Raw genomic sequence first — 25,737 nt, 5'->3', positions numbered from 1 at the left:
TGCGGAAATCAGTTATTTCACAGGAATCAGATCGGCCTCGGTGAGAGCGGGCTTGCCGATTTCACTGCGGAGTGCCTTGACCTGCTCGGGAAGGACGGGAGGAGCGGAGTTACCGAAAGAATTTCGAACGTAGGTGAGAACGGCAGCGACGTCTTCGTCGGAGCTTGCGGCACCCATGGCAGTCATCGGAGCTGCCGGATTGTAAACCTTACCAGCAACCGTGATCGGACCCGTGAGGCCGCGCATCTGGATGCGGATCAGGTTCGAAACCGGACCCGTCACCCACTCCGAGCCGGCAAGTGGAGGACCGACGGTGATGTCACCTGCTTGGACACCCTTGCCATCGGGTCCGTGGCAGGCCGCACACAGGAGGTAACCTTGCTCACCTTTCGCCAGAAGCGCCGCATCCGGAGCGGTTCCTTCCGCAGGCGTCAGGGCATCCACTGCCGCGTAGTCTGCCGATGGTCCGCCCGCGAGCTTCTCAGCGGTCGGCGTGTTCGGAATGACCTGGGCCGGATCTTCGATCTTGCTTGGCTTGGAAGCGATCAACTGAGCGCCGACCATTTCAAAAGCAGCGGTCGGAGGAACCTGAACGGTCGAGCCCTCCTCCACGACTTTCCAGGAATCAAGACTGGCTTTCTGCGCAGCGTCGATGCTGGCACGGACCTCATAGCGCTTGATCGCGGCGGCTTGCTCAAGCGGCTCGATGCCACTGTTGCCGCCACTGCGGAGCCAAAGGATCAGCACAAGCACGCCAAAGAGCGAGATCACGCTGATACCCCACCAGAAGGCGGAGAAGCGGATGAGCGGGTTGTCGCGGGATGGTTCCATTTTTTGGAAAACTGAAATTCTGAAATTTAGAAACTGAAATCCGGGTCAGTTCGAAACGTTGGCGGATTCGAGAAGGCGGGGGTCGCGGTTCGGGTAGAGGTTGTTCTGACCGAGTGCGCGGAGGTAGAAGAAGACGAAGCCGGAGCCAATCGCCACGAAGGCGAGGATGTCACCAATGAAGGCACCGGGAACCGTGGTGGTCACGGGATTTTCCGAACCAGCACCGTAGACATTGGGAAGGATGTTCATCAGCGAGATCGAGCGTTCCGGAGCAACGATCAAGTAGTGATCGAGGATGTGCATCACCAGCGTGTAGATACACATGATGCTGATCATCTTCGGGTTCCGCTTGAGCCAGGCTTGAAGAAGAATCACGAATGGCACGACGAAGTGGCCGAAGACCAGAGCGATCATGCCGGTGTTCCATCCTTCCGTGTTACGGATGAGGAAGTATTTCGTTTCCTCGGTGATGTTTGCATACCAGATCAGGAAGAACTGGGAGAAGGACACGTAGGCCCAGAAGATCGTGAAGGCGAGAAGCAGCTTGCCTTTGATGTGGAAGTGCTCGGGAGTCACCACCTTCTTCATGTAACCAGCCTGGGTCAGCAGGGCGCAGGTGATGATGATCACGGCCATCGAGTTGAGCGCGGAACCGGCGAAGAGGTAGACACCCCACATCGTCGAGAACCAGGTGTAGTCGAGTCCCATCAGCCAGTCGAAGCCGGCAAAGGTGATGGTGATCGCGAAGATGATCAGCGTGTAAGTCGAGTGGTAACGAGCGCGGAAGAGACGCGAGGTTCCAGGATTCGGATCGCTGTCCTGAGCGACCGAAAGCTTGCGGAGACCGCGGATCACCAGGCTGAGTCCGACGAAGTAAAACGCGAAGCGGAAATACCAGAACGGGATGCTCATGTACCAGTATTTCAGGTAAAGCAGGTGGTCGTGAGGATTGTGGCTGTGATGAAGGGCCTCCTTCGCACCAAGACCGAACCATGAACCGGAGATGTCGCGGTGCATCGTCATCCACTCGTAGAGATACTGCTGGACCTGTGGGAAAAGCAGCGGAATCGCGAAGATGAACAGGTAAGGATAAACCGAACCGAGATTCTCCATCACGCGGCGGACCGAGGTCCCCCACCCTGAGTTCGAGACGTTGTGAAGCAGCGTCCAGAAGCACCCGCCGACGGCGAGGGTGAAGAAGAAGAACAGGGCGAAGAGCCATGAGTAGGCGTAGCTACCCGCAATGGCTTCCCCTGCTCCGAAGAGAAGGAAGAAGCTGATCAAGGTGAGGATCAGCGAAAGACCGCCGGCGAGCATTTTGATCTTATCGACCTTGCTGCTCTCGAGACGCTCCCCGTCTGCGGGAATGTCGGCTGAGGTGACAATGTGGGATGCCATGGGAAAATGAAGTTATTGAGCCTGTGCGGGGTTAGCAGCCTGGTGGGCGTCAAAGGCAGCCTTGATCGACGCGTCGGATAGCGGAGCCTTGCGGGCGACCTGCATGGCGCGGACGTAGGCCACCACAGCCCAGCGATCACGGATCGAGAGGTTGTGCTTATAGCCACCCATGTTGCCTTTGCCGTTGGAAATCACATCGAACATCCGACCGTCCGGATAGCTCGCCTGCCCGTAGTTGTCCAAAGTCAGATTCGCCACGCCGGGAACACCGAAGCTGGTGGCGATTCCCATCCCGTCACCCGATGCGCCGTGACATGGCATGCAGTTGATGTTGTAGCGCTCCTGACCGCGATTCAGGAAAGCCTGGACGTTCTCGGCATTCAGTCCGAGTTCCTCAGGCATGCCGTTGGAGTAGTAATCATCGATGCCACCAGTGTAGTAGTAGCCGGTGCCACCGCCGAATTCGTAGACGGGGATGCCGCCAAGTTCGGTCTTGCCGTCCGGCTGGAAACCCAGGGGATGAGTGCCGGTCACAGGATGACGCGAACCGGAACCGTCGGCGAAGAAGTCATCGTGGGCCTGGCCCATGACTTTGTCCTGATCGTCCATGTCCGGGAATAGACGGAGCGGCGTTTCGGCCCGCTTCGCACCGCGGATCGGCATGAGGCCGACAAACAGAACGATGACGATGGCGTATGCTAGAAAGAAGTATTTCACGGGATGAAAAGGAATCAGTCTTCTTCTTCGACGAGTTCGATGCTGGTGCCGCCGATTTCCTCAAGCAGCGCGCGGGTACCTTCCGGGCTGAATTTTGGATCTCTGGCTTCGATGGCGATGAAGAAAGCGTCGTCAGTAGTGCGGTGGAATTGCTTGCTGGCGAAGAGAGGGTGATTGAGGCGTGGCAGCTTCATCAGGGCGAGCAGACCGAAGAGCGTGGTGAATCCTGAGAACAGAATCGTCAACTCGAACATGATCGGAAAGAAGGCCGGAACGGTGAACACGTTCACCGGCTTGGCCTGCACCACCGTCGGGTAAAGAAGCACCTGCGTGCCGTAGGCCAGGGCGAAGGCCGTCGCGGTGCCGGTCGCACCACCACAGAAAACCAACCATGGAAGAATCGAACGCTTGAGGCCCATCGCTCCATCGAGACCGTGGATCGGATACGGCGAGTGACAGTCCCATTTGCGGAAACCGGCATCGCGCACCTTGGCGGCCGCCTTGTAGAGGGCGGAGGCGCTCTTGAACTCGGCCAAGTAGCCGTAAACTCGTTTGCGGGTAGTGCTCACTAATGAAGTTCTGTTAGAGGTAATTAGGCTTTGCTGGCAGCGGGATCCTGAAGCTCCTGTTGGTAGGCGGCTTCGACGACAACTCCCTCATCCGGATGATCCTCGTGATCATCAAAGTGCGGATCGGATTCCAGCAGGGTCCACTTCACCTCGGCAATGTTGATGCAGGGAAGGAAGCGGAGGAAGAGCAGGAAGAGCATCAGGAACATTCCGATGGTGCCGACGAAGAGCAGCTGGTCCTGACCACTCGGTGAGTAGTATTTCCAGTCGCCCGGCAGCCACATGCGGGCCAGCGTGGTGACGATGATGACGAAGCGTTCGAACCACATGCCGATGTTCACGAACATCGCGACGATCATGACGACCCAGAGGTTCTCGCGCATCTTCTTCATCCAGAAGATCTGCGGTGCGATGACGTTGCAGAACATCATGCAGAAGTAAGCCCAGTTATATGGACCGGTGATCCGGTATTTGAAGGCCTCCATTTCATACTTCGCTCCCGAGTAGAAAGCGACGAAGAGCTCCATCAGGTAGGCGTATCCCACGATCGTGCCGGTAAGCAGGATGATCTTCGCCATGTTGTCGATGTGCTTCATCGTGATCAGGTCCTGGAGACCGTAGATGAAACGCGCCGGAATCATGATGGTCAGCACCATCGCAAAGCCACCGAAGATCGCACCTGCCACGAAGTAGGGCGGGAAGATCGTGGTATGCCATCCAGGCACCACCGAGGTGGCGAAGTCGAAGGAAACGACCGAGTGCACCGAGAGCACCAGCGGCGTGGAAAGCGCGGCCAGAAGGAGGTAAGCCATTTCGTAGTGGCTCCACTGACGGTTACCACCGCGCCAACCCATGGCGAAGAGGCCGTAGAGCATCTTGCGAAGGCCGGGCTTGCAGCGATCACGGATCGTTGCGAGGTCGGGAACCATGCCGAGATACCAGAAAATCAGCGAGATGGTGAAGTAAGTCGAGACCGCGAACACGTCCCACAGCAAAGGCGATTTGAAGTTCTGCCAGATCGCATTCGAGTTCGGAATCGGCGCGAGGAACCAGGCCATCCAGACACGACCGACGTGGAAGGCCGGGAAAATGCCGGCGCACATCACGGCGAAGATCGTCATCGCTTCCGCCGCTCGGTTAATCGAGGTCCGCCAATTCTGACGGGTCAGGAAAAGAATCGCGGAAATCAGGGTTCCGGCGTGACCGATACCAATCCAGAACACGAAGTTCACGATCGGCCATCCCCACATCGCGCGGTTGGTGTTTCCCCAGACTCCGACACCGGTCGAGACGAGGTGGAACAATCCGCCACCGACACCGATGGCTGCGATCAAGGCACTTGGGATGAACAGCAACCACCACAAGAATGGCTGACGGTTCTCAAGCACGCCGCAGATCCGATCGGTGATCCAGTGATAGGAGCGACCGTTGAGGATCAGTTTTTCACGCTTGAGGACCGGAAGTTTCGGACCTTGGCGGGTTGGGGCATTTTCAGTGGCTGTGGCCATTTCAAAAAAGAGTCGTTAGATCGCCGGATCAGTGCATGTGGATCGTAGCTCGGCCGATGTGCGGAGCATCAGCCATGGCAGGATTCGGATTCTTCACGCGGGCCAGGTAGCTGGTGCGTGGAGCAGTGCCGATGTATTGAAGGAGATCGTAATTCCGCTCGACACCCTTGGCGCGCATCATGCGGCTCTTGGTCTCGTCGAGCTTGTTACCGAAGGTGATCGCGTCGGCCGGGCAGGCTTCCTGACAGGCGACTTTTACGGAGTCCACCGGGATACGCAGGGTGTGAACGTTCACTGTGTTGGCTGTGGAGTCGCCGCTTTCGAGCGCCTCCTGCTTCTGACCGCGCTTCTGGCGGATCTTGGCATCCTTGAGGCGCTGCACGCAGTAGGTGCACTTTTCCATCACACCACGCATCCGGACGGAAACGTTCGGGTTGCGCTGGAGGTGGGCAGCCGTGCCGACCTGCTTCTCACCGAGGGGACCACGGTAGAGGTTGTGGGCAACGAGCGGGTTGCGCTTGTTGTAGTCGAAGAAGTTGAAGCGACGTGCCTTGTAGGGGCAGTTGTTCGCACAGTAGCGGGTGCCGATGCAGCGGTTGTAAGCCATCGCGTTGAGGCCGTCCTCGGTGTGAACCGTGGCGTTGACCGGGCAAACCGTTTCGCAGGGAGCGGACTCACACTGCACACAGGCGACCGGCTGAGGAATCATCTCAGGATTGTCCTGATCACCGTTCACGGCGGCGAAGTAGCGATCCATGCGGATCCAGTGCATTTCACGGCCCTTGGCGAGCTGTTCCTTGCCGACGATTGGAATGTTGTTCTCCGCCTGGCAGGCCACGAGGCAGGCGTTGCAGCCCATGCAGGACGAAAGATCGATCGACATCGCCCACTGGTGAATCTTGTCGCTGATCAGTGGCTGACCGTCGCGGTCCTCCTGCTTGTAGAGCGAAACGTTCGGAGGCATGTGGGAGTCGATCCCCTGCTTCTTGACGTTGGCGAGTTGAGCGTCGAAATCCTTGTGGGACTTCTCGTCCGTCATCGTCGAAATCTCACGAGCGAGCGAACGGCCATACATCGAGTGGTGCTCCTGGGTCGCGGCGAGCGAGTATTTCACGCCGGTCTTCGCAGGCTTGTCCGCAAGCACGGCGAAGTACGGTGCAGCGGAAGTCCGCAGCGGGTAGGCGTTGAAACCTGAATTAACCCCTACCAGGCTGACATTGGCTTCACCGGAAGTGTCGCGGCCAAGTTCGTCATCCGCATTGTAGCCCTGACCGTAGCCGAGCGAAACGATGATGGTATTTTCAGCCTGACCGAAGCCGATCTGAACTGGAATCTCGAGAGTCTTGTCACCAACCTTGATCGAAATCAGCTTACCGGTGCGGTGCTCGCCTTCTTTATCAGGTGGAACGGCAGCGGTGTCCGTTTCGAGCGGCACGATCTCATTGTAAAGTCCGAGTTCTTTCGCGGTCTTCGGAGCGATGAGGGCGACGTTGTCCCAGGAAATCTTGCTGATCGGATCAGGAGCTTCCTGAAGCCAGCCGTTGTCGATCCAGCGACCATCGTAAACCGAGGCGTCGGTCGCAAAGATCACTTCAAGCTCACCACCTTTCGGCGCAGCCTTGATGGCGGCATCGATGCGGTCGGCGACGTTGATCACATCGTCCTCATACTTCGAGTCCGCGAGGAAACCGTCGTGAAGAAGCTTTTTCCAAGCAGCCTCCCCTTCTCCAGCGATGCCTTCGAAAGTCTTGCGCACGGCGGTGTAAGCAGGAGACGCGGCGCCTTCCTCCCCTTCTCCAGTCAAAAGCGTTCCATCTTCGGAAAGCAGCGCGGTGAGCACTTCGATCTCACTCGCACACTCGGAGTAGAGTGGGAAAATCATCGGCTGGACGATGGTGTAGACACCCGATGCCGTGCGGGCATCAGCCCAACTTTCAAGATAGTGGCTCGCAGGAACGTGCCAGTTGCAGGCGCGCGCCGTCGCATCCGTCCGGAGACCGAAGTGAATGCTGGTCGTGGCCTTGGCAAGAGCATCGCGGAATGCCAAATCCGAAGGTGCGTCGTAAACCGGATTCGACGGCGTGAAAAGAATCAGCGTTTCGATCGAACCCCCATTGAGGTCAGCCACGAGTTGGTCGATTCCAGCCAGAGCGCCGGCATCGGTGCGGGCAACCTTGAGAGGCTTGTCATTACCGACGTTGTCGAGCTTGGCATTGATCGCCGCGACGATGAGATGAATCGCTTCGGGAGCGCGCGAACCGGCGAGCACCAGCGAGCGGCCCGGCTTGAGGTCCGCGACCATCGTCGCAACCCACTTGGCGGTATCGGCATCCGGAGCCTCGACATCACCGACATTGACACCAGCGCCCACCTGACGGGCGATCTCGGCAGCCACGACGAGCTGCTGGCTCGGCTTCACGCGCAAGCGGTGATCGGCCATGCCGCCGGTCAGCGAGAAGGCGCTTTCCACCGCGTAAAGGCGGTTCATCGAGTCGGCGCTTGGCTTCTTGTCGTAGCCGGCACCTTCCGGCTTGCGGCGCGAGAAGAACGGAGTGACCGGCCCCACGGGATCGATCCCGGCAAAGTCACAATCGAGCGAAACGATGCGGTCCGCTTTGGAGAAATCCACGACCAGCTTCTGACCACCGTCGAAAGCTTTCACCGCTTCACCTTCGAGGGCTTCGTAGGCGTAGAACTTGGCATTGCCGTTGAACTTGGCGGTCAACTCCTTGACCAGACGGGCACGCGTCGGTGAGTCATCACGTCCGAAGACGACGCCCACCTTCGCCGAGCTATTCTTCGCAAGCTCCGAGAAAACCTTCTCAAATTCCTTACGCGAAGTCGGCTGGCCATCGCGCAGCACCTGCTTGGAGCGCGCGGGGTTGTAGAGATCAAGGACGCTGGCTTGCGCAAAAGCGTCGGTTCCCGAGTTGTCCGGGTGAAGCGTGTTCGGACCCAGCTTGGTCGGACGACCCTCGAAAGTCGTCACCACCAGTGGCGTCGCGCCTTCCGCACGTGGGAAACTAGAAGCATAGTAGGTCGCCTTTCCTGGAATCACCCACTCGGGAGCGTTCGCATAGGGAAGAATGTAGCTTTCGGGGCGACGGCAGGCGGCCATCCCGAAGCCTGCAAGCGCGGTCGATGCGCCCATCAGCTTCAGGAAGGAACGACGCGATGTCTCGGCGTCCTCATTGTCCGCCATTTCGGCGGCACCTCTTGGGAATTCACGCTCCAGCCAGGTGCGGAACTCAGGTGTATTCTCAAGCTGCCCGACACTGCGCCAGGAGACGGTATTCTCGTCTGCGGGGACTTCGGGGTGTTGCCAAGTGCGTTTGCTCATGGGTCGGCGAAAAATAAATCAGTGGTGGCAGGTGGCGCAGGACTCACGCGGCTGAACCTGCCACATTTCCTTGAGTTTCAGACCGAGGTCTTCCTGAGTTTTGAGGTCCTTGAATTCCTCGCGATTGCTCTGTGCCAGGTAATCCTCGGCATCGAACTTCAAATTGAAGACCTCCTCAAGCGGGCGAAGGTGCTTCTCGGGAGCGCGGTGACACTCAAGGCACCATCCCATCGAAAGATTCTGATCCTGATAGACCACTTCCATCTGGTCGACCCGACCGTGACAGCTCACACAGGAGACGCCACGGTTCACGTGAGCGGAGTGGTCAAAGTAAACGTAGTCCGGCGCCTTGTGGACACGCACCCATTCGATCGGCTTGCCGAAATCAGGATGCTTGAGCGCCGGATCCATTCGGTTGCGCAGCGGCTGAAGCTTCGGGCTGTCCTGCTGCACGTGCTGGTGGCAGTTCCAACAAGTATTCGACGTCGGCACGTTGGAATGACCGGACACGTCCACAAACGAGTGGCAGTATCGGCAATCCAATCCGAGCTGATCGGCGTGAATCTTGTGTGAGAATGGAATCGGCTGTGATGGCTGGTAGCCGACCGCTTGGGTCTTCGGCGTGCCATACCACGTAAAAGCCGCAACCGCACCTGCACCGAGCGCGCCGGCACAAATTGCGATCTTGAAAGGAAGTAGGTTAGTCCAGCGCGGGAAAAAATTGGCCATGACGGTCGGCGTCGGGGTGCTCGGCGGGGTCAAATTGGGTGCTTGTGAAATTTTTCACAAGCTCTTTTACGCTCCCAGCCGAAAGGGTTCCGGCTGGGGCGCCGATGTTGCAAAGACCGCTCGAACTGGCAACCGGAAAAAAGGATTTTCTTTAGATTTTGCGAAAGAATCTTTGCGAAGCACCCCAATCAGGCAGGTTTGTCGCCTGATCGTCCATCTGAGCTCCAATTCAGACCCTTTTCCCGCCGCCATTTTCGAAAGGCCGCGAACTGCTCCTTCTTCGGCAGCTCGCTGCGTGCCGGGTCTTCATCGAGGAATTCCTGAAAGATGAGGTACTGTTCCTTTTCGTCGGCACTTCTCTCGTCCTCACTGCGCTGCGCGCGACTTCTTTGCGCCCCTTCTTTCCTTCCCCCTTCCGCCATCGCCTGCTCGATCCGCTTCAATCGCGCACCGAGACGTAGCTGACCAATGAAAATCAGCAATGCAAAGAACAGCAGGATCCCCAAGAGGATCCACAGATTCATCGGAATTTCCGTTTCAAGAGGCATGGGCGCAAAATAGTTCCCTGCTTCAAGGGGTCGATCAAAATTCCAGCAGCCCTGCAGCCCTCATGGACTCGGCCAACACCGGGCGTTCGGTGCATCAGGCATCCACTTCCCCTGTCAGACCCAGCGAATCTCATCACTTCTCATATCGAAAGCGAAGGAAGCCTTTGGAGTTAGGCAGAACCGGAAGCTGGGCTTCGACCGTCTCCACCCCATTGACACTGCTGAGGATCCGCTCTTCAAAATCGGGAGCCGTCCACTCGGAGAAGCTTCCCCGCGTGGCCTCGCAGACGATTGAATACTCCCCGGACAATCCCGCATTCCGAGTGTAAATGATCGAGTAGTAGCCGCCCCCCATTCCCTGACGGATGATCCCTCTCGATTGGGCACTCTGTGGATCAGAGCCATGCAAATACTCCTTCCAGTTCGCGAGTCCATCATTGTCAGGGTCGGCATCATCACCCGAAACCAGCAGGTCCGGCAGTTCGGCCTCGTCAAAATGCAGTGACTTCCATGAATCCATCGGTAGGACAAAATGCGCCGTCAGACGCTTCGATGAATCCATTGTCACCTGAGCCGAGGGCATCACCCCGTCGGCCGCTCCGCTCCAGTGGGAGAAGTGCCATCCAGCCGCAGGAGAAGCGGTAACCGATGCCGATTCGCCCACTCCATAACTCCCCAGATCAGCCAGCCCTGTCACTTCACCACCTCCGCGCACCAGAACCTGGAGACTGACTCGGGTTGAGAAGAACGCTTGGACGGTTTTGTCACCATCCATCAGGATCGTAATCTGATTCTCTGCTCCAAGCGCATCCCCTCCCCAGCCCGCGAACGCCGCGCCCTTGCCCGCGCTGGCGGCGAGCGAGACGCTTGCCCCATGGGGATAGAACGAGGTGGCGAAATCACGTGCCACCTCACCGTTGCCGGTCGTATCCAGATTCAATCGGTGGCCCTCCACCTGAATGTCCGCCGATCCGCCAATCCACACATTGTTCGCCTTGTTCGTTTCCGTCAGAAGCTGCTGAGTATCGAACTTTATCACCAGATGGCTGCTTCCCACCGGGATCTCCCTGGGCAGTCGGAAGCTCACCGGAATCTCCAGGCCTTCACCCGGCGCGAGCCCGGGCAGGCTTATCACTTGTTCCCCAATCGGAACATCGTTGCCGTCGCCAATGAAGCGATCGGGAGAAAGCCATCCTCCAATCCGGAAATCCCCCGGTGCCGACGCCGTCGAACCACGATTCACCAATCGAAGCAAATGGTGAATTTCCGATTCCACTCCGGCCACGGTCGTCTCCAGCGGATCAGCCTCCACCGCCAGGTCCACACCGGTCCATTCAAAAATCGAATCGATGCCAAACAGGTAGATCCGATCTTCCAATTTCTCGGCGTCCATCACGCCCGTCTGAATCGGCACGATCTCTGCCCATTCGCTTCCTCCCAGCGGAAACAGCCACATGCCATAGCGAGAACCGTTTGCGAACATCGCCAGATAACCTTCAGGTATCTCTACAATCTCCTCATAGTAATTTCCGGACGAATGGCGGGGCGCGCGAGCTCCCATTGGCTGCCAGTTCATGCCGTCGCTGGATTGATGGGGCACCATGTACTTTGACCCGACCACCAACTTGCCATGAGCCTCCCGATAGACCTCTGATCCGAGATCCCCTTTCACTCCATGGCTCATCCATGTCTGTCCATCGGCTGAACTATGCACCGAGCCCTCCGCTGCGATACTGGTCGTTCCGAAGACCACCCAGCGATCCGCAAATCGGGTGATCCCCAAACCCTTCACCAAGGCAGGGCCAGCTTGAGTCTGCCACCTTTCACCACCGTCATCCGAGCGGAAAAGACTGCCTGTTTTGCCGACCGCCATCACCTCATCGGACGAAGCCGCCAGCTCAACAATCCCTTTGTCCGAGAGACCCTCGACCTCAGTCCACTCCAAGCCGTCGAGACTGCTCCATACCTCCTGCGCGTAGGATGATCCATAGCGGGCGAAATTAATCGTCGCAAATACGCGCTCGCCGATGGAAATCAAGTTGGTCACGCGGTCATCCTTGGAAAGATTCGCCTGACTGATCGTAACCTGCCTCCAGGCCGGTGCTCCTTCCGCATGACTGACGTAGAGTCCGGCAAGTCCTCCCGCAATCAGCATATCGCCATGGCGGGCCATGGTCTTGATCGAGCTGACCTTCGGAACTGATGGATTCTTCAAAACCCAGTCCACGCCATTCGTCGACTCCAGCACCCCACCCGAAATCCTATCTTGAAATCTCAGGACTCCATCGATTTTGATGAGAGAACCGCCGTCGACACTGAGGTTTACCCCGGGGATCGCTGTCCATTCCACTCCGTCTTCACTTTGAACGGTGCCTGAGCCAGCACCTAATAATCCCGATCCAGTCGATGAGATCCCATTGCGGGGAAGGTTGCCGGTGGTTGCCGTCCACGAAGAACCATCGAGGGAAACATACCTCATGTAGCCGTTGGGTTCGCTGAGCCAGTAACGTCCTTCGCGATACAGAATCAGCGGATCCACCCAGAAATTCCGCGAAACCGTGGCCACCAGTTCCCAAGCGAAATCCCCGTTCAACGCTCGGTAGACGCGGCCGTCATTGAAGGTCACAAAATACCCGTCGGGGCCCGCGATGGCACTGATCTTGCCCACGCCATTTCCGCTGCCACCGATCTCACCGGAAACACTCCAGGTGCCGTCGTGCAGTAGCGTTGCCACCAGATTCTTTCCATTGCCATCACTCTGATCGGTTCCTAACACGATAAAGCGACCGTCAAACCAATCGATCACCTTCCCGGCTAGTATCCCGGGAACAACGCTCGCCGTCCACGAATCGCCAAAGTCGTCCGAGCTCCAGATCCGCCCGTCCTTGCCGATGGCGATGGCCTTTCCGTCACGGGACTCGAGATCCAGGATCTCGGCTTCGTCCAATTCCCTGATTCTTGTCCAATCCCGACCATCCCTCGACACAAAAACACTGATGCCCGAGACATTAGAGAAGGATATCAGATAAATCGCGCCTTCTCCTGAAACGAGTTGTTGGGTCGACCCACCGATCATCGGTCCACTGCGAAGAGTCGACGCCTTCCACGTCAGTCCATGATCCTCGCTGTATTCCAGATTGGAATCGGTGCGACTCCTAACAAGGAGATCACCAAAGGCCACTGTTTCAATAACCGCCCGATTGGACGGATTCGAAAGTTCAGGAGCCGCGCCCGGCACCAGCAGGTCCCAGGCGACACCATTTCGAGATCTCCAGATTCCTCCATTGATGTCGCCGACCAAGGCAAATCCATCAGTCGACACCAAGGTGTTGGAAACCACATTCAGTGGTCCCTGGCTTGCCCGTTTCCAATCAAGCCCATCCTGACTCCAGACAACGCCACCAAACCCGGAAGCGAGATACCGACCTGCTGAAACCACTACCTGGCCTTCTTGAATCGGTTCCCCGGTAAGCTCCGTCCATACCACTCCATCATCCGAAGTGAAACCCCATGCATCATTTGTGGCGCCGAGGAAGAAGCGTCCCGACAGGTAACTCAGACTCAGGGGCTTCGATTGCGTTCCCCAGCTGCTAGGCAAGCCTTGAAGGGTCGTCGCCAGAACCCAGCTCGCACCATCATCCGCAGTCGTGAAGATCCTGCCATCCGCCAGCGCCACCACCGTGCTGTGTGGACCGGATTCGATATCGATCGCGTAAGCCAGGGACCCCTCGATCTCAGGAACCTCAAACCAGTTGTTGCCGCCATCGACCGATCGCCGGACATCCCGGCCATTATAGATCCCCATCATCACCCCTCCCGGAGTTCTCAACAACGATATCAGTTCCGCATCAGGACTGGAGGCACCTACCACCCAGTTCAATCCATCTCGGGAAAACATCACCCTCGTTTTCGAATAAAATGAATCCCTCAGACTCGAAACGAGCCATCCATTGGATTCCCTGACAGGGGTCCGCGGAGTCCCCACAACCGGATCGAACAGCATCCAGTTCACGCCATCGAGGGTTGTTGCCACCTGTCCATTGCTGAACTGCATCACCAGCGACTCGTCATTGGCCGCCAGCCCGCGGATCTCCCCCCCCACCACCGGGATCTCGACCCTGGTCCATTCACTTCCATCGGTAGTTCTCAGCAAATCACTTGCTCCTGCCGCGTAAACCGCTCCTCTGAATTCGACCCAGTAATTTGAAGGAACAAAGTCCACCCCTGCGATACTGCCAAGCTGGCTCACGGTCGCTGCCGTTGTCGACTGGATCATGATCTCGTCCGAGCCGATCAAGCCTGCATCGTCCGCGACACGGACCACCACCACATGTCCGTCCACGTTTTCCACGGGAAAAGCGAACTCGAAATCCCCGCCAGAGCCGCTTCCCAGCAACTGCCCGTCGAGCAGGAATTCAAGACTCAGAGGTGAGCCTTCAGCATCAAAAGCACTTCCCCTCACCGTCACCGTCGAGCCCGCAAGGTGGGTGCTTTCATCCGGAGGATAGGCGATATCGACCGATGGCGCGGCCCCGCCCGGATGTTGCCGACCCGAATGAACAATCCCGCCGTTGGCGGTCAGGGCCACAAATTGTCCGTTGGCCACTTCGATGTCCCGAATATTGCCAGGAGTTCTTGCCAAATGCCAATCAGAGCCGTCGTTCGAGAATAAGACTGCAGGCCCCTGCCCATGGGTGCCGACACCAAGCGCTACAATGGTGTCTTCGAACAGCTTCACCTTCTGAACCACCCAGCCGAACGACAGCCCGCCTGGTAGGTTTGGGGAGAGGTTCGTCCAGTTCACGCCATCCGAACTGCGGTGAGCGCGCAGGGCATCATCAATCAGATACATCTCCCCTCCCTTTTCAACCATGTGGCTCCCGGAAACTCCGGGAATGAGCGTCCATGTCTGCCCGTCGCTCGATCGACACACCTCCTCTGACCCGAGGTTCTCGCCAGTCAAAAACCACTGGCCGTCGAACCTGTAAACCTTGCTGCGATTAGTCGGGGTCAGGGGAATGACCTCACTCGGAATTTCCGTCCATTCCCACAACTCCTCGTTGACCTTGAATACTTTCGCCGCTTGTCCGGACGATTGCGGCGCGACCGCCATGGTAACCCCCTCACTCATCGCGGAGGAATAGACCTTGCCAGGAACACCGTCGATGACGGGACCTTCAGCGGCCAAATGAGCCACTGACCAGCCCGCAAATGCAGGCTGATGAAGAAGGTTGCTTCCCCCGATGTAGCGTCCTCCAATGAACGCCATCAACGAATACGTGTCCCGATTTCTCGAACGAGTTTCCCGCCAATGAACCCCATCACCGGAAACCACTACTGGAAGTCCTTCGCCAAACCATGAGTAACTGTTCCCCGCCACTCCTGTCGCCACAAATTCGCCATTCAGGAATGAGATACTGCTCAGAGCGGAACTGTTGGACTTTGCCAACCGGAACTCCTCGGGATCGGACACCTGCTGCAGGACACCGTTCTCTGTGCCGTAGATCAATTTCCCGTTAAAAACGGTCGCTGAGGTGAATTTCTGGACATTCTCCGAGCGCAGTTGCCGCCACTTGATCTGATCCACTGAAGATCCCCATCCATAACTTACCGAGTCGATCGGAATCGAGACCGCTTCCCCGGACAGCTCCATGCCGATGCTTTCTGGCGCCCATTGGTTGGCATACTCCGCAAACGACTCCAGCTCCTCCCACGACACCCCATCTGCACTGCGATGGATCCCGTTGATTCCATAGTCGCCCATGACATAGTAGAAGCCGCCGATGTAACTGGCTGCCCCGAGGTAGAAGTCATTGCGCTCGGCAAAGGCTACACTGTTCCACGAGGTGGCATTGCCGGTATAAACGATCATCGGCCCGGATGGAAACAGCAGCTTGTCGGGACCGACCACCATCCGTGATCTGGATGTCAGAGCCTGACCTCCCGCCAGTTTGACCGAACTCCAATCGAAGCCATTGTCAGAGACCAACACGTAGCCAAGCGCACCCCGACCGCTATTCGAATTATCATCCCTGGCCCAGGCCACCAAACGGCCACCGAAGACCTCCATCTGTCTCATCGGAGGCGCGAAACCCGCGTAAATCCTTTCGACGCCGGTCACGTCAGCCGGGGGCTGCCAGATTTCTCCGTCGGTTGAAACCACCATCTTGGCCACTTCCCCCACGGACCCGCTGCAAAACCACTTCGTTCCCAGCTTTGCGATACTCGTGCCCCGGAATCCGGCCGGAAGGAACCACGGCGTCCAGTACTCACCGTCTTCCGACACCAGAATCCGTTCGCCCGCAACGGCATAGACCTTGCCGTCGATCACCTTGAGATCGGTGATGGCATCATTGGGGACTCCTTCCCGCCTCCACTCCCAGCCCTCGAAGGGCGAAGCAACCACGGTCACCCTGATCGTCGCTTGTGCCGATCCAACATCATTCGTAGCCGTAAGGACATAGCGTGCTTCGTCACTCTCGGAAACCTCTGGAAAAGCCAGGTTCGGAGAGGCCTGGTTCTCCATCAACTCGCCATCCTTGGTCCAGGCAAAGCTCATCGGTTCCGACCCGGTGACTGTGGTCACTAGCCTCAAGGGGTCACCGCTCACGACCACCTGATTACCGCTACTCTGCGCAATTGCCGGAGCCGTGCGCAGTTCGGTAAGCGTAACGGCGTCGCTGCGGATACTACTTACCTCGTTGCTCACCTCCACCTCATAGGATCCGAAGTCCGACGACGTGACAGGATCGATGCTCAGACGGCTCTGGGTGGCACCCGGAATTTCCTGGCCCTCAAAAAACCACTGATAGCTCAGACTGCCTCCCGCCAGTGCCACCACTTCAAAGCCAATTCTGTCGCCCAAAGGTGCCGTCACCGAGGACGGTTGGCGGACCAGTTGAATCACATCGCCTCTGAATCCACTCAACGCGATCGTTCCTGCTGCGTCATCTCGAAAGCCATCGACAGCGATCAAATACTGAGTCCCTCCAACCGCCGGGAATTCGACCTGGCTGGTCCAATCCAATCCGCTCCGATCGTCGTTCGACGCGATTTCCGTGAGACTCGCATTCCCCTCGTTGACGTAAACCGCAAGCACGGTGTCGAACGCACTCCCGTAAGTTGTCATCACGAAGTCACCATCAAATTCGGGCGTCCAGTTCCACCACAGGGATTTCCCCTTACCCACTCCCGCGTGCGGGCGATCGAGTTCAAATGGCTCGGCAGTCGCCGTGCGATTGTCAGCAATGGTCTCGAATCGGTCGCCCAAAAGAGCCAACGACTTTGATCGCTGATCATTGACCGGTCTGAGCGCCAGGGTCACCAGAAGATTCTGGCCCGTTGGGTGGGAGCTATCGACAAGCAAGCGGTACTCTTTTCCAACCTCGCTGTAAAACCGTAGCGTCTGCCGCTCTTCCGTCTTCGAGCCTCCTCCATCCCACACCAGCGATAGCTGGCCGTCGGGCCCGGGTGAAAACGCTGCCAGACGAACTCCTTCATCGCTGGATTGCACCTCAAACTCGACCAAGCCCTGATACGGCGCATTCCAAGCGAACCAGAGACTCCTCGATCCTGTGCCTGCCAGCGAAAAGGAGTCCTCATCCGGCTCCCGGCTCGCCTTGCGGTTCGAACCACTCCAGTAACCCTGGACCCCTTCGAACCTGAGCGCATCGGCGAGATCATCGCACACGACCGCAGCTGAGGAGGCACCGAGAAGCTTGTGGAGATTGAGGCGACCACCAGTCGCCACTCTATCAGAAAGCTGGGGGAGCTTGTCGACCGATGAATACAAGCGGGCAATCAGGTCCTCCGCGTCTTCATCGGGGAAATGAGCTTTTGCCAAAGCAAGCGCCCCGCTGACGTGAGGGGTCGCCATCGAAGTTCCATTGAGTGACTTGTAGGAATTGTTCGAGCCGATATACGAGGACCAGATTCCGCTCCCAGGTGCCGCGATATCGACCGAGTAGCGCCCGAAACATGAAAAATACGACAAGTTGTCCAGACTGTTGGTCGACGCCACGGCGACGAGCGATGGGAGATCATAGCTGGACGGATAATGAGGGGTCGAATCGTTGTCCGTGCCGCTGTTTCCTGCGGCAGCTACAAACGGGATGTCGGCATTCCCACATGCCTCGATGGCCTGATAGAGCCCTTTGGAATATCCCCCGCCGCCCCAGCTTGCACTAATGATATGGGCTCCATTCAGACGGGCGTAGTTGATCACTCGGATCGCGTCCGACGTCGTCCCTCCGTTCGGTCCGAGAAACCTCAGTCCCATCAGCTGAACATCCCAGGCGACGCCGCTCAGCCCGACAGCATTATTGCCCTTTGCACCGATTGTCCCGGCACAATGAGTTCCATGCCCGCCCACATCCATCGGATCCTGGTCATCGTCGTAGGCATCGAAGCCATGCTTCCCTGCCTCATTGGTCCAGATGTTCGGCACCAGATCCTCATGATTGTACTGGATGCCAGTATCCGTCACCGCCACCACCACCTGACTGGCATCGTGGCGGATGTCCCAAGCTTCAGGAGCATCGATGTCGGCATCAGCGATACTTCCGGCCTGCACCCCTGGATTGTCCAAACCCCACATCTTGCCATTTGGAAATGAGATATCATTGGGAATCACACTGGGAAAAACCAGATAGTCCGGCTCGGCGTAATCGATGAACTCCTCGAGCCCTTGAAGTTTCGCGATCGCCTCCTCTTGAGCTTCGACCGTGAGAAATTCCGGAATCTCTACGAGGAGATACGCATCGGACTCCACCGCACGCAGCTGGAATCCGGAAGCTTCGATGGCCTCGATCACTTGATCCGAGTCCATTCCTGGCTTCACTCCCACCATCACGTGGTCCGCCACCGAGGCTTTTACCAGCACCACCGACTCCCCATTCCCTGCTCCGTCATCCACCCAGACTTCCTCCTCCAGACGCAGTTTCGGGTACTTGAAGTTGGCCTCGACAATCCGGATCCGGCGGCGGCCTGCCTTTTCAGGAGCAGCATCCTGCCAGGATTCGAATAGAACTTCCCGGACGAGATCCTCACTTGAGATGCCCCCGCTTGAGTCCGCCGGAGCGCCTCCCGGGTCCGCAACAGCTTGTCGAGCCTGGACGGGCGGCATGGGATCGTTCGCATGCTCCGCGGCGGCGTTCTCTGCGGACTCCCGAACCCGGGCTTGCACCGGAGCCGATTGCTCGGTGAGAGGATTGGCGCGGTCGGGCGTTCGAAAAGAAGTGATCCCCTTCCAAGCGATAACCAGAACGAACAGGAATAATCCAAGGATAAGGAGCTTCGGTGATGATCGACGTGGAACCAGCATGCTTCCTTTGACCCTGAAAATTCGGTTTCAGAAAGTCCAGTTGCAAATCCTCGGCAGCGGGTCACCCGAGATATCAACTCGTGCTCTCCGCCGCCCAGGAAACCCGTCAGATCCACCTGCCCTACTCCTCCCAGCAATCCCGCCATTTCGCAGTTTCCGCCGGGGTGACCAAGCGCCGCCTGACCACCCGATTTTCCCGTTGCGGCATTCCATTTCCATCAGGCGGAAAGATCACGTACTTGTAGCCCACGGCCTTCCCAGCGGATTCATCAAAGGGCAGCTCGCCGAACCAGGTATTGGCGTTGATGCACTCGAGATCGTAACATCGCCTGAGGTCCCAGTTCCCCAGCTCCTCGCTGTCCCCAATGATCGCCAGGCGATCTCCAGGTTGCGTGGGCGCTCCGTTGACTTGAATTCTCACGATCGTGGGACTTTCCACCTGCTCACCGCGAATCGAAAGAACGAGGCATTCGTTGAGTCCGAGCTTCACGGAGGTTTTGCCCTCCTCCACCCGGACCTTTCTTCCTGAAATCAGACATTCGTGTTCCCCATCCGGATACTCCAGGTCGGCGACATCCAGCACCCGCTCGGGTCCCTTGTTGAGAAATACCAGACAACGGGCGTCGCGGTAGCGCCGGAGATACACATAACTTTCCGCATCCACCCACTTCGGCCATTGCCCGCCCCACTGAATGGCGCGATTCCGCTTTCGTTCTTCCGAAAGGATTCCAATCAGGCGCGTCGCCGCGGTCGGCTCCCAACTCTCCATCATGGGGCGATTGTATGGGTCATCCCCACCGTCCGTATCGTTGTGAAGATACTGCTCGCAGCCGTAGTAGAGGCAGGGAACGCCACGCGAAGTGATGAGCAAAACCAGCGCCAGCTCCAGAACCTGATCCGGGGCGCCCAGCGATTGCAGTCGGGGCATGTCGTGATTCTCGAAAAAGGTCACCAGCTCGGTGGCCCCGTTGTAAACACCATCCAGATCCAGCAATGACTTGATGCACCCGAATCCCTCGGGATGACCCTCCGCCAGACAGGCTCTAATCGCCTGGCAGAATCCGAAATCCAGCAGAGTCATTCCGGCCTTGTTGGCGAACTCGACGGACTGGCCGTCTTCCGGGTGGTTGTAGATCCACTCGCCGAAGCGGAATACGTCCGGATTGACCAAGCTCATGTCCGACGTGAACTCCTGCCAGAACCAGATGGGCATGTGCTTGACGGTATCGATCCTCAGGGCGTCCACCCCTTTGCGAATCCACATCGAGATCGATTCCTTGATGTGATCCCTGAATAGGATGTTGTTCTCGTTGAAGGTGGCAAGTCCTCCCAACTCGCAATTTTTCACCTGCCACTCGTCATCCCAGTCCAGCGTTTCACCGTAGTGGTGATACCAGTGATCGACGTCGTTATCGAAGTCGGCAATCAGCTCACCGTCGTCGTAGAGCTTGCCTTTTCCCTCCGTGGTGTCCGGCGAGCTGTGGTTGCACACGATATCGAGGACAAACTTCATGTTCCGATCGTGCATCGTGTTGAGAAGAACATCGAAGACCGTGTCATCCCGACTGAACAGCCGCTTCTCCGATGGATCATTCATCCAGCGGGGATTGATGCGTTTGAAGTCGCTTGTCCAGTAGCCGTGGATTGGAGCCCTCGGACTATCATCCCGGGTCATCGCCCTAACCTGCTCGAAAAGTGGAGTCGTCCACACGGCCGAAATGCCGAATGACTGAAGATAATCGAGGCGGTCGAGTACGCCCTGAAGGTCTCCGCCCCAGTACTTCCCCCAATCCTCATGCTCCGCATCGAACATTTCATCGTCCTCCCGCCCCTTTTCGGGATTTCCGGCGTGGAACCTGTCTACTACCAGAAAGTAGATCGTCTCCGCGCGAAATTCCACATCTGATCCCGCGAGAACACCGAGTTCCACTTCATCTCTCCCATTATCTTCACTCATGATTTTTCCAGTTAAATTTTTTACATCTCTCCAAGTTAGGAAATCCTGATCCATCGGATCAATCCGTCGCGCCCTCTTTCGATACGGAATGCCCAGGTGATCAGAGGGGTGCACGAGGGAATCTGGTGGACGGGATCGATCGCGATCTGTCCGGGAATCACAAAATGATGGATGGTTTCCTCAATGTGCCAATCGGGCACCAGCGAGGACTCCAGCCAATCTCCCAGGTCACATTCTTCTGCCGATACTCTCACGCATGGTAGATGGGTTTTCATGGCGATGGTGGGTTTGTTCAGTGTCTTCCGCTTTCTCGAACAAGCCTCGAAACTCTTTCGATTCTCGGCCCATACTTCGGATGACTTTCATACTCCGAAAGCGGGAGATCGAGCCGGTCACTCCATGTCCCCCGACCATAGCTGCCCGGAAGATTGAAGCGCAAGGGAAGGCCAAGCAGGTCGCTGCACATCAGCACGGCCAGACGGGCGCTGGTACCGAAAAGGGCCTTTTGAAACGCTTCAAGATACTCGTCGTCAAGATGCTCAGGCGGCGGCGCATTCTCCAGACCGGCAAACTTTCTGAGTGCCTTCAGATCCGAGGCCTCCGGGCCACCGGGGTCCTTTCGGCTTGCCTCCAGAAGATGCAGATACAGCAGGGACAAGGGCGCATTGTCGTGGTTCGCGTAAGTTACGAGACTCAATTCACGGAACGCTTCCGCCTCAATGATTTCACCGTCAGGACGGCGCAGCAGTTGAGGAAATGACAGGTTGGCAAGTTTGAGGTCCTCCAGGGTTCTCGACATGTATTCCGGCATATCACCCATGATCTCGGCCACGAGATCCATATCTCCAGCGGCGTCGATCAGATGCCCGATGATCTCGCGCCCCTGAACCTCGTTGATGGCTGCCGCGGCCGGATCTTCATCAGGACCCGGCACGAAGCGAGGCAGGCGCCCGCCCGTTCGTTCGAGCGCTTCGGCCTCCGACAGGTTGGCAAATTCGGCATGTCTCGCGCCGCCATCCCACGGAAACATGTAGACCCGAAAATATCCCCGCAAATGGTCGAGCCGACAGCCGTGAAAAAACTCTGCCTCCCAGGCAATCCGACCGCGTAGCCAGGCGAAGGAACTGGATCGGTGGTTCTCCCATCGGTACGGAGGAAAGCCCCAGTTCTGTCCCCACGATTCCGACTCCGGAGTGGTGTCGAAATGAGCCAGAGGACGAGTGCCAATGCTCCATTCAAGATCGAACAACGATGGCTCGGCCCAGACGTCCGCACTGTTCTTTCCCACACCGAAGGACATCTCCCCCATCAGCCGCACTCCCTGCTGGTCGGCGTAGGCTTTCAATTCCTTCCACTGCCTCCACGAGACCCATTGAATGAAGGCGAAGCCCCGTCTCAGCCGCTCGAGATCCTCGCGTGCGGGATGACGCAACAGCCAGTCCTCAGCGGCGGACCAACTCTGGTTCTCCGGTCTCCAATCACTCCACTGTGTGTTCCCCTCGTACTGCCTTAGTAGTAGTCGGAACAGGGTGTAAGGTGCCAGCCACTGATACTGATCTTCCTGGAAGCGATCAAATTCCGCCAGCTCCTCCTTACTTCCGTGCTCCTGAAAGCGAAAATACGCATTGATGAGGATCTGGTTCTTCAGAGGATGCACGACCTCGTTTCGCACGTTTCCTTTCCTCAGCTGAGCAACCCAATCCGCGGGTGCCGCTCGCTCGACCATCTCGCGCGTCAATCCCGGCACCGACTCGGGTGACAGCGAAATCAGGGCTGGTGAGTGAGCCCGCGAACTGATCGGGTTGTATGGACTGTGATCTCCAAACGTTTCATGGATCGGGAGAAGTTGGAGGACTTCGATGCCGTGACGCACGCAAAAATCGATTGCCTCGCGAACCGCCCGGGTGTCTCCGATGCCCAGGTCATGCTGGTGCCGCAGCGCATAAACCGGAGCCAGCATTCCAGATCGTCGATGATTCAAAATCGTACTATTCATATCCGAGGTCGTTCGCCCATTTCAGCGGTCCTTTGGTCCATCAAGGTCCAAGCCGAATCCTCTTCGCAAGAAACGGACCATTTCGATTTCCGCTGGAAATGCCCACTCGAGCTCAAACTCGGTGCCTCAATCCGATGCAGAATGCCGGAAGCAAAATGCATTTTGCTCCGATGGGAGAAGGGCTGCAGCGCCTGGCACCCATCGCCAATCACCCCCCTGCCATGCCCCAAATGGACTTGCCGAATTGCCCTCAAAGCTCCATTTCTAGGTCGTTGAATCCGACCCCTTTCCCATCGAACGAATCAAGCGATATGGACGACTCATGGATCGCTTCCCGCCTTCCCGGCTTCCGGGATCTGGTGGCCGTGATCGACGATTATGCAATCTACACCTTGAGCCCGGACGGTACCGTTCTCGATTGGAACAAGGGAGCCGAGAAAATCACCGGATTTTCCTCAGAAGAGGCCGTCGGCAGAAACTTCGCCACTTTCTTTACCACCAAGGACCAGACATCAGGCCTCCCGGCATCCTGCCTATCCATATCCGCCAGAGATGGCGATTATGTTACCGAGGGTTGGAGACTGCGCAAGGGAGCCCACCTGTTTTGGGCTCATACCACTCTAACCGCACTGCGCTCCCCTTCAGGCCAGTTGCAGGGATATCTCCAGGTAACCCGCGACCTCACCGAGCGAAAGACGACGATGGAAGCCCTGCGTGAAAGCGAGACCCGCTTCAGGCTTCTGGTCGAAAGCGTTCAGGACACCGCCATCTTCCTCCTCGACCCGGAAGGACATATCATCAGCTGGAATTGCGGCGCGAGGAGGATCAAGGGTTACGAGAAAGACGAGGTCATCGGTCGCCACTTCTCCCTATTCTACCCACCTCAAGCCATCGCAGCAGGCCTCCCCTCGCGGATTTTGCAAAGCGCACTCCGGGACGGCCGGGCTCAGCTCGAAGGATGGCGACTGCGCAAGAACGGTGAGCGTTTCTGGGGACATGTAACCATCAGCCCCCTTTACGGCCACGAGGGCGACCTGCAGGGATACGCCAAAATCACACGCGACCTCAGCGTCAGGAAACAAGTCGAATCGCTGCAAGAGTCCGGCAAACGCAAGGACGCGTTCCTCGCCACCCTTGCCCACGAGTTGCGCAATCCATTGGCCCCCATTCTCCCAGGCCTCGAAATTCTGCTGAGCTCTCCCGACGATGCCCAGACTGTCACGAAGATCGCCACCATGATGCGCAGGCAAGTCGACCAATTGGCTCGCCTCATCGAGGACCTTCTCGATGTTTCCAGAATCAGCAGCGGGAAATACAAACTGCGCAAACGCGTGGTCCCTTTCAGCGAAATCCTCGAGCGGGCCCTGGAAGCTGTCGGTCCCATGATCGAGGAAAAACGCCATGACCTGGTGGTCGATTTCAGTCAGTCATCGCTGCAAGTCGAGGCGGACCACCATCGGCTGTCACAAATCATCTCCAACCTGGTCGCCAACGCGGCCAAATACACGCCTGATGCCGGCCGTATCGAAGTCAAGGTCGAGGCCAGCGAGTGCGGAATGCTCAAGGTGACGATCCAAGACAATGGGATCGGAATTCCACCTGCGATCCAGGAATCCATTTTCGAGCTCTTCAATCAGGGAACCTATGGTGAAAGTCAGGGCTTGGGCATTGGTCTCACCCTCGTCAGGTCCCTCACCGAACTCCACGGGGGAACCATCGCCGTTGCGAGCGCAGGGGAAGGAAAAGGAAGCTGCTTCACCCTCCATCTCCCCATCGTCAGCAGCCTGAATGAGAGCGATAAGCAAGTGACAACTGGCGACGAACCCACGAGTTCGGACAGCCATTTGCTCAAGGTGCTGGTTGCCGACGACAGCCGCTCCGTCGCCGATGTGATGGCGATGTTTCTCGAGATGGAAGGGATGAAAACATTCGTCGCTTATGACGGTGTGGAAGCGGTTGAAATTGCGACCAAGGAAAATCCCAATCTGGTGCTTCTGGACCTCGGCATGCCACGGATGGACGGCTTCGCCGCCTGTCTCAAAATCCGCAAGGCTTGCCCGGACACCTACGTCTTTGCCCTCAGTGGTTGGGGCAGCCGTGATGATCGGCGAAGATCGGCCGCCGCAGGCTTCGACGAACATCTCGTGAAGCCCGTCGTTCCTGATGACCTCCGGAGACTCCTCAAGGAATATCTGAAGCACAACCCGACACAGAACGTCGGAGGTTCGTGAGTCAAGCACCGCGAGGAGCGTTGAATCCAAGCAGAGCTATTAATGGACGATGGCCGTCATTTCCGGTCATCAGGCCTTTGCTCCATGCCGAGTAGGGCGCGGTCGGCGGAATCCGGATCCCCATAGAAATATTTGTCATGGGTCATGTCGGCGAAATGCCAATAGGTACCAATGAAGCATCCTATGGCATGAATGATCGCCAGGCCGAAAAGCCAGTAGATGAGCTTTTTCTCATGATTCAAGTGCATGTAGATCAGCGCGACGGCCGACACTTTGACACTGGCGATGGCAAGCCCGAGAATGGCGTCCCACTTGTCGAAGCCGTGCGCTCCCACATCCAGCCAGGGAACCGTGGCGACCGCATAGGTTGCCCCCGTGGCCACGAACAGAAACACGCCAACGTAAAGATAGAGCTTTAGCGATCTTCTAACCGCTTCAATGCTGGCCGCACTTGCCTGATTGTGCGGATGCATCTCACCCGCCATAGGCTCTGAAGCTCTCCCTTGAGAAGCGGCTTCATTCTCTTTCGAGGGAACAGTCGTCTCCATGCTCAGGCTTTTCGCAAGCCGCGTGCCAGATCTGCTTGAGCGC

At 57.5% G+C, this 25,737-nt stretch carries 14 protein-coding genes; 1 reads left to right on the top strand and 13 read right to left on the bottom strand.

The features are described 5' to 3' along the window. Positions 1–12 precede the first annotated feature (12 nt). The 12 genes from ACFQY0_RS01650 to ACFQY0_RS01595 all read right to left on the bottom strand — a co-directional run bounded on the left by ACFQY0_RS01650 (position 13) and on the right by ACFQY0_RS01595 (position 22,879). Positions 13–831, bottom strand: a complete 819-nt coding sequence (locus tag ACFQY0_RS01650; RefSeq protein WP_379708402.1) for a c-type cytochrome — start codon at positions 829–831, stop codon at positions 13–15. A gap of 45 nt (positions 832–876) precedes the next feature. Continuing rightward, on the bottom strand, positions 877–2,229 hold the full coding sequence (locus tag ACFQY0_RS01645; RefSeq protein ID WP_379708400.1) for a hypothetical protein: 1,353 nt from the start codon (positions 2,227–2,229) through the stop codon (positions 877–879). A gap of 12 nt (positions 2,230–2,241) precedes the next feature. Beyond that, positions 2,242–2,946 (bottom strand): c-type cytochrome, encoded by a 705-nt coding sequence (locus ACFQY0_RS01640; protein WP_379708398.1) that lies wholly within the window; start codon positions 2,944–2,946, stop codon positions 2,242–2,244. 14 nt (positions 2,947–2,960) lie between these two features. After that, positions 2,961–3,515: a DUF3341 domain-containing protein gene (locus ACFQY0_RS01635; RefSeq protein ID WP_379708396.1), complete on the bottom strand. Its 555-nt coding sequence runs from the start codon at positions 3,513–3,515 to the stop codon at positions 2,961–2,963. A 23-nt stretch (positions 3,516–3,538) separates the two neighbouring features. Further along, on the bottom strand, positions 3,539–5,023 hold the full coding sequence (gene nrfD / locus ACFQY0_RS01630; RefSeq protein WP_379708394.1) for an NrfD/PsrC family molybdoenzyme membrane anchor subunit: 1,485 nt from the start codon (positions 5,021–5,023) through the stop codon (positions 3,539–3,541). Between the two features lie 28 nt (positions 5,024–5,051). Continuing rightward, a complete protein-coding gene (locus tag ACFQY0_RS01625; protein ID WP_379708392.1) occupies positions 5,052–8,363 on the bottom strand; it encodes a TAT-variant-translocated molybdopterin oxidoreductase in 3,312 nt (1,103 codons plus the stop codon). A gap of 18 nt (positions 8,364–8,381) precedes the next feature. After that, positions 8,382–9,092, bottom strand: a complete 711-nt coding sequence (locus ACFQY0_RS01620) for a cytochrome c3 family protein (RefSeq protein ID WP_379708390.1) — start codon at positions 9,090–9,092, stop codon at positions 8,382–8,384. A 188-nt stretch (positions 9,093–9,280) separates the two neighbouring features. Further along, positions 9,281–9,640, bottom strand: coding sequence for a hypothetical protein (locus ACFQY0_RS01615; RefSeq protein ID WP_379708388.1), 360 nt, complete (start codon positions 9,638–9,640; stop codon positions 9,281–9,283). A gap of 133 nt (positions 9,641–9,773) precedes the next feature. After that, a complete protein-coding gene (locus tag ACFQY0_RS01610) occupies positions 9,774–18,764 on the bottom strand; it encodes a S8 family serine peptidase (RefSeq protein ID WP_379708386.1) in 8,991 nt (2,996 codons plus the stop codon). A gap of 319 nt (positions 18,765–19,083) precedes the next feature. Next, positions 19,084–20,919, bottom strand: coding sequence for an alpha-amylase family glycosyl hydrolase (locus ACFQY0_RS01605; protein WP_379708384.1), 1,836 nt, complete (start codon positions 20,917–20,919; stop codon positions 19,084–19,086). A gap of 35 nt (positions 20,920–20,954) precedes the next feature. Then, complete coding sequence (locus ACFQY0_RS01600) at positions 20,955–21,194, bottom strand: hypothetical protein (RefSeq protein WP_379708382.1); 240 nt, start codon at positions 21,192–21,194, stop codon at positions 20,955–20,957. A gap of 17 nt (positions 21,195–21,211) precedes the next feature. Then, positions 21,212–22,879, bottom strand: a complete 1,668-nt coding sequence (locus tag ACFQY0_RS01595) for a 4-alpha-glucanotransferase (RefSeq protein ID WP_379708380.1) — start codon at positions 22,877–22,879, stop codon at positions 21,212–21,214. 347 nt (positions 22,880–23,226) lie between these two features. Here ACFQY0_RS01595 and ACFQY0_RS01590 point away from each other — a divergent pair, with 347 nt between their 5' ends. Beyond that, positions 23,227–25,146 (top strand): hybrid sensor histidine kinase/response regulator, encoded by a 1,920-nt coding sequence (locus ACFQY0_RS01590; RefSeq protein ID WP_379708378.1) that lies wholly within the window; start codon positions 23,227–23,229, stop codon positions 25,144–25,146. Positions 25,147–25,202: 56 nt separating this feature from the next. Here ACFQY0_RS01590 and ACFQY0_RS01585 read toward each other — a convergent pair whose 3' ends face one another. Next, a complete protein-coding gene (locus ACFQY0_RS01585; protein ID WP_379708376.1) occupies positions 25,203–25,694 on the bottom strand; it encodes a cytochrome C oxidase subunit IV family protein in 492 nt (163 codons plus the stop codon). Between the last annotated feature and the right edge of the window lie 43 nt (positions 25,695–25,737).

The sequence above is a fragment of the Haloferula chungangensis genome (assembly GCF_042664875.1).
Lineage (GTDB): Bacteria > Verrucomicrobiota > Verrucomicrobiia > Verrucomicrobiales > Akkermansiaceae > Haloferula > Haloferula chungangensis.
The sequence above is the reverse complement of the archived record's forward strand: the minus strand, read 5'-3'. Positions and strand labels throughout refer to the sequence as shown.

Excerpts from the sequence above, each read along its gene's own strand:
- ACFQY0_RS01650 (WP_379708402.1), bottom strand. The coding sequence starts at position 831 with ATGGAACCATCCCGCGACAACCCGCTCATCCGCTTCTCCGCCTTCTGG.
- ACFQY0_RS01645 (WP_379708400.1), bottom strand. The coding sequence starts at position 2,229 with ATGGCATCCCACATTGTCACCTCAGCCGACATTCCCGCAGACGGGGAG.
- nrfD (WP_379708394.1), bottom strand. The coding sequence starts at position 5,023 with ATGGCCACAGCCACTGAAAATGCCCCAACCCGCCAAGGTCCGAAACTT.
- ACFQY0_RS01625 (WP_379708392.1), bottom strand. The coding sequence starts at position 8,363 with ATGAGCAAACGCACTTGGCAACACCCCGAAGTCCCCGCAGACGAGAAT.
- ACFQY0_RS01620 (WP_379708390.1), bottom strand. The coding sequence starts at position 9,092 with ATGGCCAATTTTTTCCCGCGCTGGACTAACCTACTTCCTTTCAAGATC.
- ACFQY0_RS01615 (WP_379708388.1), bottom strand. The coding sequence starts at position 9,640 with ATGCCTCTTGAAACGGAAATTCCGATGAATCTGTGGATCCTCTTGGGG.
- ACFQY0_RS01610 (WP_379708386.1), bottom strand. The coding sequence starts at position 18,764 with ATGCCGCCCGTCCAGGCTCGACAAGCTGTTGCGGACCCGGGAGGCGCT.
- ACFQY0_RS01605 (WP_379708384.1), bottom strand. The coding sequence starts at position 20,919 with ATGAGTGAAGATAATGGGAGAGATGAAGTGGAACTCGGTGTTCTCGCG.
- ACFQY0_RS01600 (WP_379708382.1), bottom strand. The coding sequence starts at position 21,194 with ATGAAAACCCATCTACCATGCGTGAGAGTATCGGCAGAAGAATGTGAC.
- ACFQY0_RS01595 (WP_379708380.1), bottom strand. The coding sequence starts at position 22,879 with ATGCTGGCTCCGGTTTATGCGCTGCGGCACCAGCATGACCTGGGCATC.
- ACFQY0_RS01590 (WP_379708378.1), top strand. The coding sequence starts at position 23,227 with ATGGACGACTCATGGATCGCTTCCCGCCTTCCCGGCTTCCGGGATCTG.
- ACFQY0_RS01585 (WP_379708376.1), bottom strand. The coding sequence starts at position 25,694 with ATGGAGACGACTGTTCCCTCGAAAGAGAATGAAGCCGCTTCTCAAGGG.